We start from the raw sequence: 14567 nt of genomic DNA on the forward strand, positions 1-14567 counted from the left end.
AACCCCGGATCTACCGGCGCAGGACAGGCTCCTCGATCGGCAGCCGCTGGTGCGGCGCGGCCCCGGCCTCGGAGCTCGCTTGCACCGCGGGCAGAAGCTCGGCGGACGGCACACCGCCGGCGACGACCACCTCCACCCGGCCCGACGGGTAGTACGGGCGCATCAGCACATACGCGATGGCGAGCAACGCCACCGCGGCGATCGCGTCCAGCCAGTAGTGGTTGCCGGTCGCCACGACCACCATCAGCGTGATGACGGGGTGCAGCAGCCACAGCCCACGCCAGCGCGCCGAGGTGGCGGTGATCAGCACGACCGCGACCACCACGGCCCAGGCGACGTGCAGGGACGGCATGGCGGCGTACTGGTTGGAGAGCTGGTCGGTCTCCGGAGCGCCGTACACCGCGGGGCCGTAGAGGCGTCCCAGGTCGAGCATCCCGGTGTCGCCGAGCATCCGGGGCGGCGCCAGCGGGTAGGCGAAGTGCACGAGCAGCGCGGCCCCGGTGAGCAGGGCGAGCACGTTGCGGGTCCACCGGTAGTGCGCGGGCCGCCGGAGGTACAGCCAGATCAGGCAGATCACGGTGGCCGGGAAGTGTACGTACGCGTAGTAGCTGTTCGCCACTTCGACCAGCCAGTGCCAGGACATCAGCCGGTGTTGCACGCTCAGCTCACCCGGGAGATGCAGCCATCGTTCGAAGTCCCAGACCTTGTGCGCATTGTCGAACGCCTCGTTGACGTGCCCGGTCGCCGCGATCCGGCCGATCTTGTAAACCAGGAACATGATCGCTACCAGGCCGAGCTCACGGAGCGCGGAGAGCCAGCGGGACCGCGTTGAAGCGGGTGGGACGTCGACGCTCACGGCAAGCTCCTCGATGAGCCGGCCGGCGTGCGGGGGAAGGCGCGCCGGCACGATAAAAAGCTAAAAATGGCCACATCACGTGACACCGCGTCACTCTAGTGAGGACCGGCAACACTGGCCTTGACCTGCGATGACCTCGTGGCCGGTAGCCGCGGGGTGAAGGCCGGTCAAGCGGAGCTTGAATGAACCATGACGCACAGCATCCGGCGATCTTGCCATATGGGCAAGTTTTAGCGCGAGTTTAGTGATGTAACCCGCATCCGTAACGAACCCGAAATGATCAGCACGCTCACAGTAACGACTGATAGGGCGAGCGGTAGCCACCGGGCGCCCAGGGCGTACCAGACGAGCAGCGGAACCGACACGCCCGCCGTGACCAGTTCGGTGGTCACCGGGTGCCGCGGCAGCAACGCCAGGGACCGCCACGGCAGGCGGCCCGCGGGCAGCAGGACGCGAGCCGTGAAGGACATCATGACCACCGCCACGACCAGAGCGATCCCCTGCGCGAACAGGCCCGCAAGACTCCACCACGGCATCGCGAGGCGCACGGCCAGGGTCAGCGGCACCCCGACCGCCAGGCCGCGCCGCAGCCCGGCGAGCACACCGAGGACGGGCCAGGCGAGAGCCTCGGCGCGCAGCCGGGCCGGGTTCTCGGCGGCCAGGTCACGCAGGCCTCGCATGGCCTCGCCGACGTGCAGCCGCTCCGCGTTGAGCAGGGCGATCAGCCAGCGGCCGCCGGGATGTCCCGGATCCTCGGCCAGTGCCGCCCGGGTGGCCCGGGCCGCGGCACGGCGGCGACCGGCGACGCGTTCCACCTCGGCGAGGGTCAGCAGGCTGGACACCGATCGAGGGTCGAACGCCAGGGCCTGCCGCGCCGCCGCGCGGGCACGGCCGAAGTCCCGGCCGGCGGCATGGGCTCTGGCCAGGACCCGGTGGACCTCCGGTTCCGCCGGTCGCAGGCGCGCCGCCTCACTCGCGGCTTCGACAGCTTCCCGCGTACGGGCAAGGGCGATCAGATTCTCGGCACGTTCCGCGTGCGCCCCGGCGGATCCGGGTGCCGCCTCGACCGCGGCATCCGCGGCGGCGAGGGCGTCGTCGTGCCGCTCGTCGAGCCTGAGCACCGACGCGAGCAGCGCCAGCAGTTCCGGATCACCGGGCCGGGTCAGCAGGCCGAGGCGGAGTTCGGCTTCGGCCTGGTCGAAACGGCCCAGTTCGGCGAGCAGACGTGCGCGCGCGGCCGCCGTCACAGCGCCGTCACCGAGATTTACGCTTCTTGAGGTACGCGGCCAGGTCGTCGTATTCGCCGCTCTGGTTGGCGAACATGGCGACGTTGCGGGCAGTGGTGAACCAGGCGTCGGTGGACGGGCGGACCTCACGGGCCGCGTTCAGCATGTCCGACTGGTTGATCATGCGGATCTCGCCGGTGGCGATCGAGTCGCGCATCGCGTACTCCGCGGCGGTCTCGCAGAGGTGTGCCAGGTCGGCTCCGGAGAAGTTCTCGGTGGCCGCGGCGACCGCCGTCAGATCGACGCCGGCGACCGGGCGGTCGCGCAGGTGGTACTCGATGATCGAGGCCCGGGCCGGGGCGTCCGGAGGGAGCACCAGGACAGTACGGTCGAGGCGGCCCGGCCGCCGCAGCGCGCCGTCGACGTCCCACGGCGCGTTCGTCGCGGCCAGCACGAAGACGCCCTCGTTGCCGCCCTGCACCCCGTCGAGCTCGGTGAGCAGCTGGTTGACCACGGTCCGCATCGCCGACGAGTTGAGCTGGCTGCGCTTGTGCCCGAGCGCGTCGATCTCGTCCAGGAACAGCACGCACGGGGCGTGGCCGCGCGCCGACTCGAACAGGTCGTGCAGATTCTTCTCGGAGCTGCCGATCCACATGTTCAGCACGTCGGTGATCGACAGCGAGATGAACGCGGCGCCCATCTCCCCCGCGACAGCGCGGGCCAGGAACGTCTTCCCGCAGCCGGGCGGGCCGTAGAGCAGCAGGCCGCCCCGCAGGCTCTTGCCGAACAGGCTGCGCAGCTTCGGATTGCGCAGCGGACCGAGGAACGAGACCTCGAGCCGCTTCTTGACCTCGGCCATGCCACCGACGTCGGCGAGGGTGACCGTGGAGCGCTCGACGTCGAACGAGCGGTCCGCGTGGCCCGTCACCGGCTCGGGCTCGTCGCCGGCCTTGGCGAACCGGGGCGGGACGACGTCGCCGAACTCCTGCTCCATCGCGGCCCAGTCGACGCCGCCGGCCTGCGCCGCCGGGCGACCCGCCGCCGGATCCGCGCCGGACGGCCCGGCTGACGGCGCCGGGCCGACTGAGGGCGCCGGGCCGGTCTGCTCCGCGGCCTTCGGCGGGGCCAGCGCGGACGCCATCAACCCCCGCGCGGCCTCGTTGCCCGGCTCGCGGCTGAGCACCTGAGCGGCGTGCTCGATCGCTTCCGCCCCACGCCCGGCCGCGACCAGCAGCTCGGCCAGGTGCAGCCGCAACGGCAGGTCGTCGGGGCGGGCCTGCACCGCCGCGGTGAGGCTGTCGATCAAGGCATCGCTCATGAGACGCGATTATGCCCGCGCCGCCCTGGCCCCGGCCGCTCACCCTTTCCCCACCAGCCGCGACGCCCACCCCCGGGCTGGCCCTCACGGTGGCCACAAGGCACGAACAATCACCGCCAGGACCAGCCGCGACGCCCACCCCCGGCTGGTCCCCACGGTGGTCATGAGACACGAACAACGACCGTGCGGACCAGCCGGGCGGCACGATCAGCCATCGGCCAGTGTCCGGAAGAACGTGATCACGTCGTCGGCGAACAGATCCGGCACCTCCAGCGCCGCGAAATGCCCGCCGCGGGGAAACTCGGTCCAGTGCCGGACGTTGTACTGCTTCTCGACGAGCGGCCGGATCGACTGGGTGATGTCACCCGGGAGAACGGCCACGCCCAGCGGCGCCGCGCACGTCACCGGCACGTTCACCCCGCTCTCCTTCACCAGTCTCGCGGACGACCCGCCGGTGCGGTGGAACCAGTGGTGGGCCACGTCGGCGAGAATCCTGTCGTCGGGAACGGGCGTGGCCGGATCGCACCAGCGGTCGAACTTGTCCGCCCAGAAGGCGAGCAGACCGGCCGGCGAGTCGGTGAACCCGTACGCCGGGGTCTGCGGCCCTGAAGCGAAGAGCCACTGGTGGGGATGCCTGTTCCGGGACAGCTCCTGGGTTCTGGCGAGGCGCGCCTGATCACTCTCCGAGAGCCCGTCCGGCGGGCCGAGGGTGGGCAGGTAGTTGACGTGCACGCCGACCACGTTCTCCGGCGCGACGACGGCCAGGTGGCGGGAGATGCCGGAGCCCCAGTCGCCGCCCTGCGCGCCGTAGCGCCGATAGCCCAGCTCGCTCATCAGCGTCGCCCAGGCCGCGGCCACCCGCTGCTGGCTCCAGCCGCGGCGGGTGGTCGGCCCGGACAGCCCGAAGCCGGGAATCGCGGGGACGACGACGTGGAAGTGCTGGGCGAGCCGCAGCACCACATCCAGGAACTCGACAGTGGAACCGGGCCAGCCGTGCGTGAGGACGATCGGCAGCGCCCCGGGGTCGGCGTTGCGCAGGTGCAGGAAGTGCACGCGGTCGCCGTCGACGTCGAGGACGAACTGGGGGTACGCGTTCAGCTCCTTCTCGTGCGCCCGCCAGTCGAACCGCCGCCACCGCTCGGCGAGCCCGCGCACGCGGGACAGCGAGATGCCGTACTCGTCACCGGCGTCGGGCAGCTCATCGGGCCAGCGGGTGCGCGCCAGCCGATCGTCGAGGTCGTCGAGCTCGGACTGCGGAACATGGAGCGAGAATTCGTTCATGCGACTAACGTTAGACGGACTAACGTTTGTCTGTCCAATGGTATCGTCGGGACATGGACCACCTGGCGAGTTGGCTGCTCACCCAGACCGCCGCACACGCCCACCGCCTCGTCAGCGACGGTTTCGCGCAGGTCGGGGCGCGGGGCTATCACCTGCGGCTGCTCAGGTCACTGGCCACCGAGGGGCCGGCCAGTCAGGCGGATCTCGGCAGGCGCACCGGCATTCACCTCAGCGACCTGGTCGGCGCGCTCAACGAGCTGGAGGCGGACGGGTTCGTGGGCCGCTCCCCCGACCCGGCCGACCGGCGGCGCAACATCATCGCGATCACCGACGACGGGCTCGCCCGGGCCGCGCAACTGGCCGAGCGGGCCGCCCGGATGCAGGAGGAGTTGCTGGCGCCGCTGGCCGCCGACGAGCGGGAGGAGCTGGTCACGCTGCTGCGACGGCTCCTGGAGCATCACCGGGGCGCGGGCCGGGTCACCGCGGCCCCCGAGACGGGCGGCATCGCGCGGCGGGCGGCCTCCACGCCGTACGGCGGAATGGGGTGAAGAAAAGGCCGCCCCCGGCGGACCGGGAGCGGCCTTGTCGAGCTCGAGCGTGGATCAGCCCGGCCGGCGATAACCGGCGATGGGGCCGCGATCGATGGTGGCCATCCGCACGTGGTCGCCCGTGTGCGGCGCGTGCACCACCATGCCGTTGCCGATGTAGATGGCCACGTGGTGCACGTCGGAGTAGTAGAAGACCAGGTCACCGGGCTTCAACTCGTCCCGGCTCACCGACCTTCCGGAACCCCACTGGTCCTTCGTGTAGTGCTCGAGGTGCACGCCGACGGCGGCCCACGCCTCCTTCGTCAGGCCGGAACAGTCGTAGCTGTTCGGGCCCTCGGAACCGAAGACGTACGGCTTACCGATCAGGTCACACGCCCGCTGCGCCGCCCGACCGCCCTTGTCGTTGGTGTAGGTGGCCGGGCAGGGACCGGTCTTGAACTCGGTGTCCTCGGCGTCGTACACCTTCAGGCGCAGTTTCTGCAGGGAGGTGATCTCTTTCTCGATCGCCGTCTTCTTGTTCTTGAGGTCGGCGTCCCGAGTGCTGATCTCGGTGGCCAGGGCGTCCACCTTGGCCTTGTCGGCGGCGTACTTGTCGCGGAGTTTCACGACGTCGCCGATCGACGCCTGCCGGTTGGCGGCCAGCTGCTCGAGGAGCGAGAGCTTCTCGGTCAGACTGCTCGGGGACCCGCTGAGGAGCGCCGCGACAGCGGTCGGCGGGCCCTGCATGTAGGCGTCCGCCGCCATGACCCGCACCTCGCCCATCGCCGCGTCGACCTGCTTCTGCAGCGGGGCCAGCGTCGTGGACAGCTGCTTCTGCTGCTTCTGCAGCTTGGTCAGCTTCCCGTGCACGTCGTTGTAGTCCTCGATGACGGGCTCGAGCTGGTTCCACTGCTTGTCGATCTGGGCTTCGACCTCGCTCGACGTTGGATCGGCGTGGGCGACGACAGGTCCGGTGACAACAAACCCGGCAGCGATGACGGCGCAGACCAGACTGCGTAGCACACCCCGCGCGCCTATCCGTTTCACGTAGGTGCGTTGTCCTTTCTTCCTCTCGGCCGCCGACCGGGTTAGCTGACGGGTTCGGGCGGGAAGCACACCCGGCCGCGTCACCGCGGCTTCACCCCGAGGAACCTGGGTCCCCGGCTCGCCTCGCGGCGATTGGGCGGTGGCTCGTCAGATCGGCCGGTTGGACGATGGGGGGCTGTCGAACCGGGGACCACCGTACTCGGATCATGCAGGCAAATGAAGGTCGCGTCCGGAGGGAAACTACCCGCACCAGGATGAGCACTCACAGTGAACGGAACGGCCACGCGTCCAGCGCCCGAGCGAGCCAGGGCACGATCAGGATCACCGTGGGTAGCACCAGCAGGCCCACGGCGGCGGCCCCGGCGAGGGCCGACAGTCCCGTCGAGCGGGGCGCCGGGCCGGCCAGCCGGTCAAGTCTGCGGCGCCGGGATTCACCCGCCGGGTCCGCCGGCGCCTCCTCCGCAAGGGGGACGGCGTCGGAGAGCCGGGCCAGCGCGGCGCGCAGCGGAGCCGGCCCGGTGCGGCGGCGCGCGGCGTCGTCGGCGACCATCTCCAGGAGCAGATGCACGGCGTCGAGCGGCGCCCGGGACCGCAGCGGCCGCGGCACCGCCTGGTAGAAGGCGGTGAACGACTCCATCACCAGCTCGTGCTTGTGCCGCAGGTGCGCCTGCTCGTGCGCGAGCACCGCGTCGACCTGCTCACGGTCCAGGATTGTGAGCACCGCGTCGCTGAGCACGACCCGCGGCTCGCGGCCGGGCACGCAGTAGGCCAGCGGCAGCGCACCGTCCAGCACGCGCACCTCGGCCCCGCCCAGTTCCCGGTGGCGCTCGGCCCGGTCGAGCAGGTCGGCGAGCATCCGGTGCCGCTCGCGCCGGGCCCGCGCCCGCACACTCACCTTGATCAGCGAGATCAGCAGCCGGATCACGATGGTGGCGGCGACCACCAGGGAGAAGACCAGCGCCGCGACGACCCACGGGTGGTCCGCGCCGGCCGCGCGGGTCAGCTCCTCCGGGGCGGCCAGCACGACGCCGAGGGCACAGAGCACCGCGGTGAGGGTGAGCGCCTGCCAGAGCAGGACGGCGGCGACCGGTGCGCGGTCGGGCCAGCGGGCAGGGGCGAGGAGTCCCGGGACGACCAGCGAGAGGGTCAGCCCGAGAGCGCCGAGAAGAAGGGCGGTCACGTCTCTTTCGGTGTGGCATCCAGGGCGGCTTGGATCGCGCCGGGCGGCAACTGACCGAGGAAGTATGCCAGCGCGGCGTCCTGATCGGGAGTGCCGTTGAGCGCGTCGAACATCAGGGCTGCGGTCAGCTCGGCCCGCGACTGCGCCGGCGCGTACTTGTAAGCGCGGTCCTCGGTCGTCCGCACGACGAGCTTCTTCTTGGCGAGACGGTCGAGGACCGTCATCACGGTCGTGTACGCCAGGTCGCGGCCGGCCAGGATCCCGGCGTGGACCTGCCGCACGGTCAGCGGTTCGGGCGCGTCCCACAGCTGCGCCATGACCTCACGTTCAAGTTCGCCAAGTGCCATGTGACCCATCCTACTAGGGACCGTCGTACTACGTCTCGTAGTATCTACTACGAAGAGTCGTAGAGGGGGACACCCGATGGACGTGCTCGACCTGACCCGGCTGCAGTTCGCGGTCGTGACGATCTATCACTACCTGTTCGTGCCGCTGTCGATCAGCCTGTCGGCGGTCGCGGCCGGCCTGCACCTGACCTGGATGCATACCGGCTCGGAGAAGTTCCTGCACCTGACGAAGTTCGTCGGCAAGCTGCTGATCGTCACGTTCGCGGTCGGCGTGGTCACCGGCCTGGTGCAGGAGTTCCAGTTCGGGCTCGGCTGGAGCGCGTTCGCCAAGTTCTACGGCGACGTGTTCGGCCCGACCCTGGCGATCGAGGGGATGCTCGCGTTCTTCCTGGAGGCGACGTTCCTCGCGCTCTGGTACTTCGGGTGGGGCCGGCTGCCCCGCAGGCTGCACGCCGCCACGATCGTCGTCGTCGCGGTCGGGACGCTGCTCTCGGCGTACATCATCCTCGCGGCGAACTCCTTCATGCAGAACCCGGTGGCGTACGCGCTGGACCCGCAGACCGGCCGGGCCCACCTGACGAGCTTCGGCGAGCTGCTCACCAACGAGGTGGTGCTCGCCGCCTTCCCGCACACGATGGCCGGCGCGGCGATGGCCGGCGGTGGCCTGCTCCTGGCGATCGGGGTGTGGCGGCTCGCCGCGGACGCCGCGTTCCGGACGCTCGCCCGGGCCGGCGCGTGGCTGATGCTGATCGGCGGCGCGATGACCGCCATCACCGGCGACCACCTCGGCAAGGTGATGACCGCGGTGCAGCCGATGAAGATGGCCGCCGCCGAGGCGCTCTACGAGACGACGACCGGGGCGCCGTTCTCGGTGTTCGCGCTCGGCAAGCTGGGGCACGAGAAGCCGTTCCTCACAGTGGAGATCCCGCACCTGCTCTCGTTCCTGGGCACCGGCTCGTTCGACGGGACGGTGCAGGGCATCGACGACCTGCAGGCGCAGTACGTGGCTCAGTTCGGCCCCGGCAGTTACGTGCCGATGATCCCGGTCGCGTTCTGGACGTTCCGCCTGATGATCGGCGCCGGGGTGGCCGGGATGGCCCTCGCGGCGTACTACCTCTGGGCGTCCTCCTCCTCGCGCCGCTTCAGGATCCCGCTGCTGCCGGCGTTCCTGCAGCTGGGCGCCGGGGTGCCCGGCTGGGCCAAGCGGATCCTGCTGCTCTCGCCGCTGCTGCCGGCGGCCGCCAACACGTTCGGCTGGGTGTTCACCGAGACCGCCCGGCAACCGTGGCTGGCGTTCGGCATCTCGAAGGTGTCCGACGGCATCTCCCCCGGGCTCACCAGCGCCGAGGTCGTCGCGTCGCTCGCCGGGTTCACGCTGATCTACGGCCTGCTCGCGGTCGCCTGGTACAAGCTCGTCGTCCACCTGTCCCGCAAGCCCCTCGCGCCGGAGACCCCGGTCGAGGCGGCCGAGGCCCAGCCCGTTCCCGCCTACTAGGAGTCCGAGTCATGATCACCTTCTGGTTCGCGATCCTCGTCCTCGCCTGGGTGCTCTACTTCGTCCTCGAGGGCTTCGACTTCGGGGTCGGCGTGCTCGCGCCGTTCCTCGGGCGTGACGAGCACGAGCGGGGCGCGGCGATCCGCACGATCGGCCCGTTCTGGGACGGCAACGAGGTGTGGCTGGTCGCCGCGATCGGCGTCACCTTCGCCGCCTTCCCCGCGTGGTACGCGGTGCTGCTCTCCGCCCTCTACCTGCCGATGGTCGCCATCCTGCTGCTGCTCGCGGTGCGCGGCGTCGCCCTGGAGTTCCGCGGCAAGCACGACTCGCCGGCCTGGCGCCGCCGCTGCGACTGGCTCCTGGCCGGATCGTCGGCCGGGGTGGTGCTGCTGTGGGGCGCGCAGCTCGGCGTCTTCGTGCACGGCCTGGCCCTGAACGCCGACGGCGCCGTGATCGGGTCCGGGCTCGGCCGCAGCCTCGCGCCACTGGTCACGCCCGCCGCAGGCCTGGGCGCGCTGGCCGCCCTGCTCGGCACGGTGCTGCTCGGCGCGACGTTCCTGGCCCTGCGCACCACCGGCCCGGTCCGGCGCCGCGCGGTGTCGCTGGCCCGTAACGGCGGCAACCTCGGCACTGTCGGCCTGCTGCTGGCCGGCGTCGCCACCGGCTCCCGGATCACGCTGGTCGCCGCGGTGGTCTGCTTCGTCGCCGGCATGCTCGCCCGCCGAGGCCGCGAGGGCAGCGCGTTCACCGCGGTCGCGGTCGGCGTCGCCGGTGCGGTCGTCACGGTCTTCACCGCGCACGGGTCGGTCGTGCTGCGCAGCACCCTCGACCCGCTGTGGTCGCTGACCCGCGCCGAGGCTGCGGCCACCCCGTCCGCCCTGCAGCTGATCACGATCGCCGGGGTGATCGTCCTGCCCGGGGTGCTCGCCTATCAGGCCTGGTCCTACTGGGTCTTCCGGCGCCGCGTCGCCAGTGAGCGGATCGCGTCGTGAAGGCCGCCCTGCGCCGCGTCGGACCGGCTCGCTTCGCGCCGGCCACCGGGCCCTCCGGATCACTCCCGGCCGCTTCCGGTCCAGGTTCCTTCCACCCCGTTTCCCGTACGCCGTCAGCCCCGCCACCGTCCACCCCCGCCCCGCCGTCCGGCGCACGGCGGGTCGTGCGCGGGCCGATCGACCCGCGGCTGCTGCGTCACGCCCGCAGCTCACGCGGCGGGGTGGCAGTGCTCGCAGTGATCGGGACCGGTCAGGCCGCGGCCACGCTCGTCATCGCGGCGGCGCTCACCCAGATCGTGGCCCCGTCGTCCCTCTTCCCCGGCGGGACGCGCGCCGCGGCGATCGCGCTGCTGGCCGGGGCGTTCGCCGCGCGCGGGCTGCTCTCCTGGGCCGAGCAGGTCACCGCCCGCCGGACGGCCGCGCGCGTCACCGACGAGTTGCGGCGCTCGCTGCTGGCCACGGTGGTCCGGCGCGGCCCGGCGTGGGTCGCCTCCTACGGCGCGGGCCGGCTCACCACCGTCCTGGGCACCGGGCTCGACTCGTTGCGGCCGTGGTTCGCAGGCTACCTGCCGTCCCTGGTCCTCGGCGTGCTGCTGCCGCCCGCGGTGATCGCCGTGATGTTCCTGACCGACCCGGCCTCGGCGGCGATCGCGCTCCTCACCCTCCCGCTGATCCCGCTGCTCGGCGCGCTGATCGGCTGGGCCACGCAGGCCCGCGCGCGGCAGCGCTGGGCGGCGGACGCCCGGCTCGCCGGACATTTCCTCGACGTCGTCCGCGGTCTCGGGACCCTCAGGATGTACGGCCGCGCCGAGCGCCAGGTCGACGTCATCGCCGACCTGACCGATCGCCACCGCCGGGCCACGCTGCGGGTCCTGCGCGTCGCCTTCCTCTCCTCGACCGCCCTGGACCTGGTCGGCACGCTCTCCGTCGGGCTGGTCGCGGTCCAGGCCGGGATCCGGGTGGCCGGCGGCTCGATGTCGCTGGCGCCGGCCCTGCTCGCGATCCTGCTGGCGCCCGAGGTCTACCGCCCGCTGCGGGAGATGGCCGCGCGCTACCACGCCGCCACCGACGCCACCGCCGTGATCGCCGACGTCGACGAGATCCTCACCGCCCCGCAGCACGCGTCCCAGCCGGACTCCGAGGCGTCCGCGCACCCGTCCGCCACCGCCGACACGCTGGAGGCAGGCACACCGGCCGCGGGCACACCGGCCGCGGGCACACCGGCCGCAGGCACACCGGCCGCGGGCACACCGGCCGCGGAGTGGACGGCGTTGGCGGAGACGGCCCGGTGGGGAGTTTCCGCGGCGGGCCTGCGCGCGTCGTATCCCGGCGCGGGTGGCGACGCCCTGCGGCTGGACGAGCTGACGGTCCGGGCCGGGGAGATCGTGGCGCTGCGCGGAGCGTCGGGGGCGGGCAAGAGCACCGCACTGCGGGTGTTCGCCGGGCTGCATCCGGCCGACGCGGGGGCGGTCGCCGTCGGGCGGGCGTTCCACCTGTCGCAACGGCCGGCTCTGCCGCACGCCCGGACCGTGGGCGAGGCCTTCGCGGCCGACGCTTCCCAGGATGAGATCCAGTCCGCGCTGGGCATGGTCGGCCTGGACACCGAGGTCGGCGCGGACACCCCGCTGGGCGAGCACGGCAACGGCATCTCGGCCGGTCAGCGGCAGCGCCTGGCCCTGGCCGCGCTGCTGCACCGGGCCGGCCGGGCCGCCGCCCTGACGCGGCGCGCCGCCGACCGCCCGCAGCGCGACGAGCCCGGGCCGAAGCGGCGCCCGCTCCCGGTGGTCACACTGCTGCTGGACGAGCCGACCGCGCACCTCGACCCGGCTGCCGAGCGCCTGGTGGTGGAACGGCTGCGGGAGTTCGCCCAGCGGGGTTGCGCCGTCCTCGTCGTGGCGCACCGGCCGGCGCTGCTGGCCGCCGCCGACCGCGTCGTCGAGGTCCATGCGCCGGTCCCGTCCGCCGTCGACGGCCCCGCCGAAGTGGACACGTCCGCCGCGGCAACCGCATCCGCCACGGCAACCGCGCCAAACGCGTCCGCCGCGCGAACCGCGCCTACTACGCAGACCGCACCTGCCGCGCCGGCCGGGCGCGCCGGCCGGGACGCGGCGTCCGAGCCGGCGGACACGCCGGCGCGGGCATGGTGGCGGCGTTCCTGGGTGGCTGTCGCGCTCGGGGCGGGGGCGACGCTCGGCGGGATCGTGCTGACCGGGTCGGCGGCGTGGCTGCTGGTCCGGGCGGCCGCCCTGCCGCCGGTGCTGACGCTCTCGGCGGCGGTCGTGCTGGTGCGCGGCAGCGCGGTGACCCGGCCGCTGCTGCGGTACCTGGAGCGGCTGGTGGCGCACGACGTGGCGTTCGCCCGGCTGGGGAGCCGGCGGGCGGCCGTCTACCGGGAGCTGATCCCGCGGGTGCCGGGGGCTCGCCTGCACCGGCGCGGGGATCTGCTCACCCGCCTGGTCGACGACGTCGACGCCCGGGTGGACGGGCTGCTGCGGGGCCGGCTGCCGGCGATCACGGCGGGCGTGGTGGTCGCGGTCGCCGGGGTCGCCGCGGCCGGGATCGCGCTCGGCGTGGCGGGGGCCCTCGCGCTCGGCGTGCTGATCTCCGCGGTCGTCGCGCCGATGATCGCGTCGTGGCAGGCCGGCCGGCAGGACACGGCGACCGGGGTGGCCCGGGCCGCCCTGCGGGACGCGATGGTCGAGACGGTCGACGGGGTCGAGGAGATCGGCGCCGGGGCCGGGCGCTCCGGCGTACCGGAGGAGAGAAGCCGGACCCTCGCGGAGCTGGAGGCGCGGGCGGCGCGGACGTCGGGACTGGCCGCGGCCGTCGCCCAGCTCGGCTGGGCCGTGGCGGCGGCCGGGACCGCGCTGGCCCTGGCCGGCGCGGGGATCTCCGCCGAGTGGAGCGCCGTGGTGCTGCTCGCGGTGATCGCGCTCGGCGAGCCCGTGGTGGCCCTGCCGGACGCCGCGATCGCCCGCCGCCGGGCCGCCGGCGCCGAACGCCGCGTCGCCGCCCTGACCGCCGACACCCCCGCCGGCACCCCGGCCGGCGACCGGGCCGCCGAGCCCTGCGCGGACGGGGCCGTGATCGTTTCCGGACTCGTGGCGGGCTGGGATCCGGCGGGCGAGCCCGCCCTCGACGGCGTGGACCTGCGACTCGCGCCCGGGGCGAGGGTCGCGGTGACCGGCCGCTCCGGATCGGGGAAGTCGACGCTGGGCGCGGTGCTCGGCGGGCTGCTCGCGGCGCGCGCCGGAACCGTGCGGGTCGGCGGGAAGGCCGTGCTCGTCGGGGACGAGACAGGACACGTGTTCGCCTCGACCGTACGGGAGAATCTGCGTCTCGCGTCGCCCGGCGTGACCGATCCGGAGCTCGTCGCCGTGCTGCGGCGGGTCGGGCTCGGACCGTGGCTGGCCGGGCTGCCGCGGGGGCTGGACACCTGGCTCGGGACCGGGGGCGGCACGATGTCGGGCGGGCAGCGGCGGCGGTTCGCGACGGCGCGGGCGCTGCTGGCCGACCCGGCGCTGCTGATCCTGGACGAGCCGACCGAGGGCATCGACGAGGCGGGGGCCCGCGAGTTGATGAACGACCTGCTGAGCGCGGCTTCGGGGCGGACCGTGCTGGTCTTCGCGCATCGCGCCGAGGGCCTGCACCTCGTGGACGAAATCTACGAACTGTCCGACGGACGCCTAAATGTCGGAGTCCTCTAGTCTAGGCAGCATGGCACGTACGCCGGTCCCGGGAACCCGCGACACGATCCTGACCGCCGCCGCCGGGCTGTTCTACCGGTACGGGGTCCGGGCGGTCGGCATGGCCCAGGTCGTCGAGGTGGCCGGGTGCGGGAAGAACCTGCTCTACCGGCACTTCCCGAGCAAGGCCGAGCTGGCCGCGGCGTACCTGCGACTGGTCCGCCGGGAACGGGAGCAGGCCGCCGCGGAGGCGATGCGCTGGGCACACGGGCCGGCCGGGCAGCTGATCGCGCTGGTCAGCGAGATCGCCGAGAACACCCGGCGGCCCGGCTGGCGAGGGTGCGCGTTCCGGAACTACCTGACCGAGTTCCCGGGCGCCGACGACGAGCCGGCCCGGGTGGCGCGGGGCTACCTGGCGGACAGTCGCGCGCTGGTGGACCGGCTGGTGGCCGAGCTCGGCGGCGACGATCTGCTGGCCGACCGCGTCTGGCTGATCGTGGACGGGCTGCACAGCGGGCGGCCGGAACAGGCCCAGGTCGCCGTCGACTGGGTCACCGAGCTGGTCAAGGGCTGCGCCGCGCGGCACGGATGAGCTGCGGATCCGCCTGGGAA

General features: G+C 72.9%; 12 protein-coding genes and 1 riboswitch. Of the genes, 5 read left to right on the forward strand and 7 right to left on the reverse strand.

The genetic code is table 11. From position 1 onward, the window contains the following. Positions 1-10 precede the first annotated feature (10 nt). From Acy02nite_RS14325 to Acy02nite_RS14340, 4 genes are all read right to left on the reverse strand, one after another. Complete coding sequence (locus tag Acy02nite_RS14325; protein WP_203740780.1) at positions 11-856, reverse strand: phosphatase PAP2 family protein; 846 nt, start codon at positions 854-856, stop codon at positions 11-13. Positions 857-1086: 230 nt separating this feature from the next. Beyond that, positions 1087-2103, reverse strand: a complete 1017-nt coding sequence (locus tag Acy02nite_RS14330; RefSeq protein ID WP_203740782.1) for a tetratricopeptide repeat protein — start codon at positions 2101-2103, stop codon at positions 1087-1089. 7 nt (positions 2104-2110) lie between these two features. Further along, positions 2111-3400, reverse strand: coding sequence for an AAA family ATPase (locus Acy02nite_RS14335; protein WP_203740784.1), 1290 nt, complete (start codon positions 3398-3400; stop codon positions 2111-2113). 207 nt (positions 3401-3607) lie between these two features. After that, on the reverse strand, positions 3608-4681 hold the full coding sequence (locus Acy02nite_RS14340) for an epoxide hydrolase family protein (protein WP_203740786.1): 1074 nt from the start codon (positions 4679-4681) through the stop codon (positions 3608-3610). Positions 4682-4734: 53 nt separating this feature from the next. Here Acy02nite_RS14340 and Acy02nite_RS14345 point away from each other — a divergent pair, with 53 nt between their 5' ends. Beyond that, the gene (locus Acy02nite_RS14345) at positions 4735-5229 is read left to right on the forward strand and encodes a MarR family winged helix-turn-helix transcriptional regulator (RefSeq protein WP_203740788.1); all 495 of its coding nucleotides are present in this window, start codon (positions 4735-4737) and stop codon (positions 5227-5229) included. A gap of 54 nt (positions 5230-5283) precedes the next feature. On the opposite strand, the gene Acy02nite_RS14350 is transcribed toward Acy02nite_RS14345, so the two are convergent. The 3 genes from Acy02nite_RS14350 to Acy02nite_RS14360 all read right to left on the reverse strand — a co-directional run bounded on the left by Acy02nite_RS14350 (position 5284) and on the right by Acy02nite_RS14360 (position 7782). Continuing rightward, a complete protein-coding gene (locus Acy02nite_RS14350; RefSeq protein ID WP_239174778.1) occupies positions 5284-6255 on the reverse strand; it encodes a C40 family peptidase in 972 nt (323 codons plus the stop codon). 15 nt (positions 6256-6270) lie between these two features. Continuing rightward, positions 6271-6404: riboswitch (cyclic di-AMP (ydaO/yuaA leader) on the reverse strand. A gap of 113 nt (positions 6405-6517) precedes the next feature. Then, positions 6518-7435 (reverse strand): M56 family metallopeptidase, encoded by a 918-nt coding sequence (locus Acy02nite_RS14355; RefSeq protein ID WP_203740790.1) that lies wholly within the window; start codon positions 7433-7435, stop codon positions 6518-6520. Then, positions 7432-7782, reverse strand: a complete 351-nt coding sequence (locus Acy02nite_RS14360; protein ID WP_203740792.1) for a BlaI/MecI/CopY family transcriptional regulator — start codon at positions 7780-7782, stop codon at positions 7432-7434. The genes Acy02nite_RS14355 and Acy02nite_RS14360 overlap by 4 nt, the downstream gene beginning before the upstream one ends. Before the next feature lie 76 nt (positions 7783-7858). Here Acy02nite_RS14360 and Acy02nite_RS14365 point away from each other — a divergent pair, with 76 nt between their 5' ends. The 4 genes from Acy02nite_RS14365 to Acy02nite_RS14380 all read left to right on the forward strand — a co-directional run bounded on the left by Acy02nite_RS14365 (position 7859) and on the right by Acy02nite_RS14380 (position 14547). Next, positions 7859-9277 carry a cytochrome ubiquinol oxidase subunit I gene (locus Acy02nite_RS14365; RefSeq protein WP_203740794.1) on the forward strand — a complete coding sequence of 473 codons (1419 nt, stop codon included), beginning with the start codon at positions 7859-7861 and terminating at the stop codon, positions 9275-9277. 11 nt (positions 9278-9288) lie between these two features. Next, positions 9289-10269 (forward strand): cytochrome d ubiquinol oxidase subunit II, encoded by a 981-nt coding sequence (cydB, locus tag Acy02nite_RS14370; RefSeq protein WP_203740796.1) that lies wholly within the window; start codon positions 9289-9291, stop codon positions 10267-10269. 164 nt (positions 10270-10433) lie between these two features. Beyond that, positions 10434-13976, forward strand: a complete 3543-nt coding sequence (gene cydC / locus Acy02nite_RS14375) for a thiol reductant ABC exporter subunit CydC (RefSeq protein ID WP_239174781.1) — start codon at positions 10434-10436, stop codon at positions 13974-13976. A 10-nt stretch (positions 13977-13986) separates the two neighbouring features. After that, the gene (locus Acy02nite_RS14380) at positions 13987-14547 is read left to right on the forward strand and encodes a TetR/AcrR family transcriptional regulator (RefSeq protein ID WP_203740798.1); all 561 of its coding nucleotides are present in this window, start codon (positions 13987-13989) and stop codon (positions 14545-14547) included. Positions 14548-14567: the final 20 nt, after the last annotated feature.

The organism is Actinoplanes cyaneus (genome assembly GCF_016862095.1).
Lineage (GTDB): Bacteria > Actinomycetota > Actinomycetes > Mycobacteriales > Micromonosporaceae > Actinoplanes > Actinoplanes cyaneus.

Bases quoted from the DNA above. Each gene is read 5' to 3' on its own strand.
- Acy02nite_RS14335 (WP_203740784.1), bottom strand. From the start codon at position 3,400: ATGAGCGATGCCTTGATCGACAGCCTCACCGCGGCGGTGCAGGCCCGC.
- Acy02nite_RS14340 (WP_203740786.1), bottom strand. From the start codon at position 4,681: ATGAACGAATTCTCGCTCCATGTTCCGCAGTCCGAGCTCGACGACCTC.
- Acy02nite_RS14345 (WP_203740788.1), top strand. From the start codon at position 4,735: ATGGACCACCTGGCGAGTTGGCTGCTCACCCAGACCGCCGCACACGCC.
- Acy02nite_RS14360 (WP_203740792.1), bottom strand. From the start codon at position 7,782: ATGGCACTTGGCGAACTTGAACGTGAGGTCATGGCGCAGCTGTGGGAC.
- Acy02nite_RS14365 (WP_203740794.1), top strand. From the start codon at position 7,859: ATGGACGTGCTCGACCTGACCCGGCTGCAGTTCGCGGTCGTGACGATC.
- cydB (WP_203740796.1), top strand. From the start codon at position 9,289: ATGATCACCTTCTGGTTCGCGATCCTCGTCCTCGCCTGGGTGCTCTAC.
- Acy02nite_RS14380 (WP_203740798.1), top strand. From the start codon at position 13,987: ATGGCACGTACGCCGGTCCCGGGAACCCGCGACACGATCCTGACCGCC.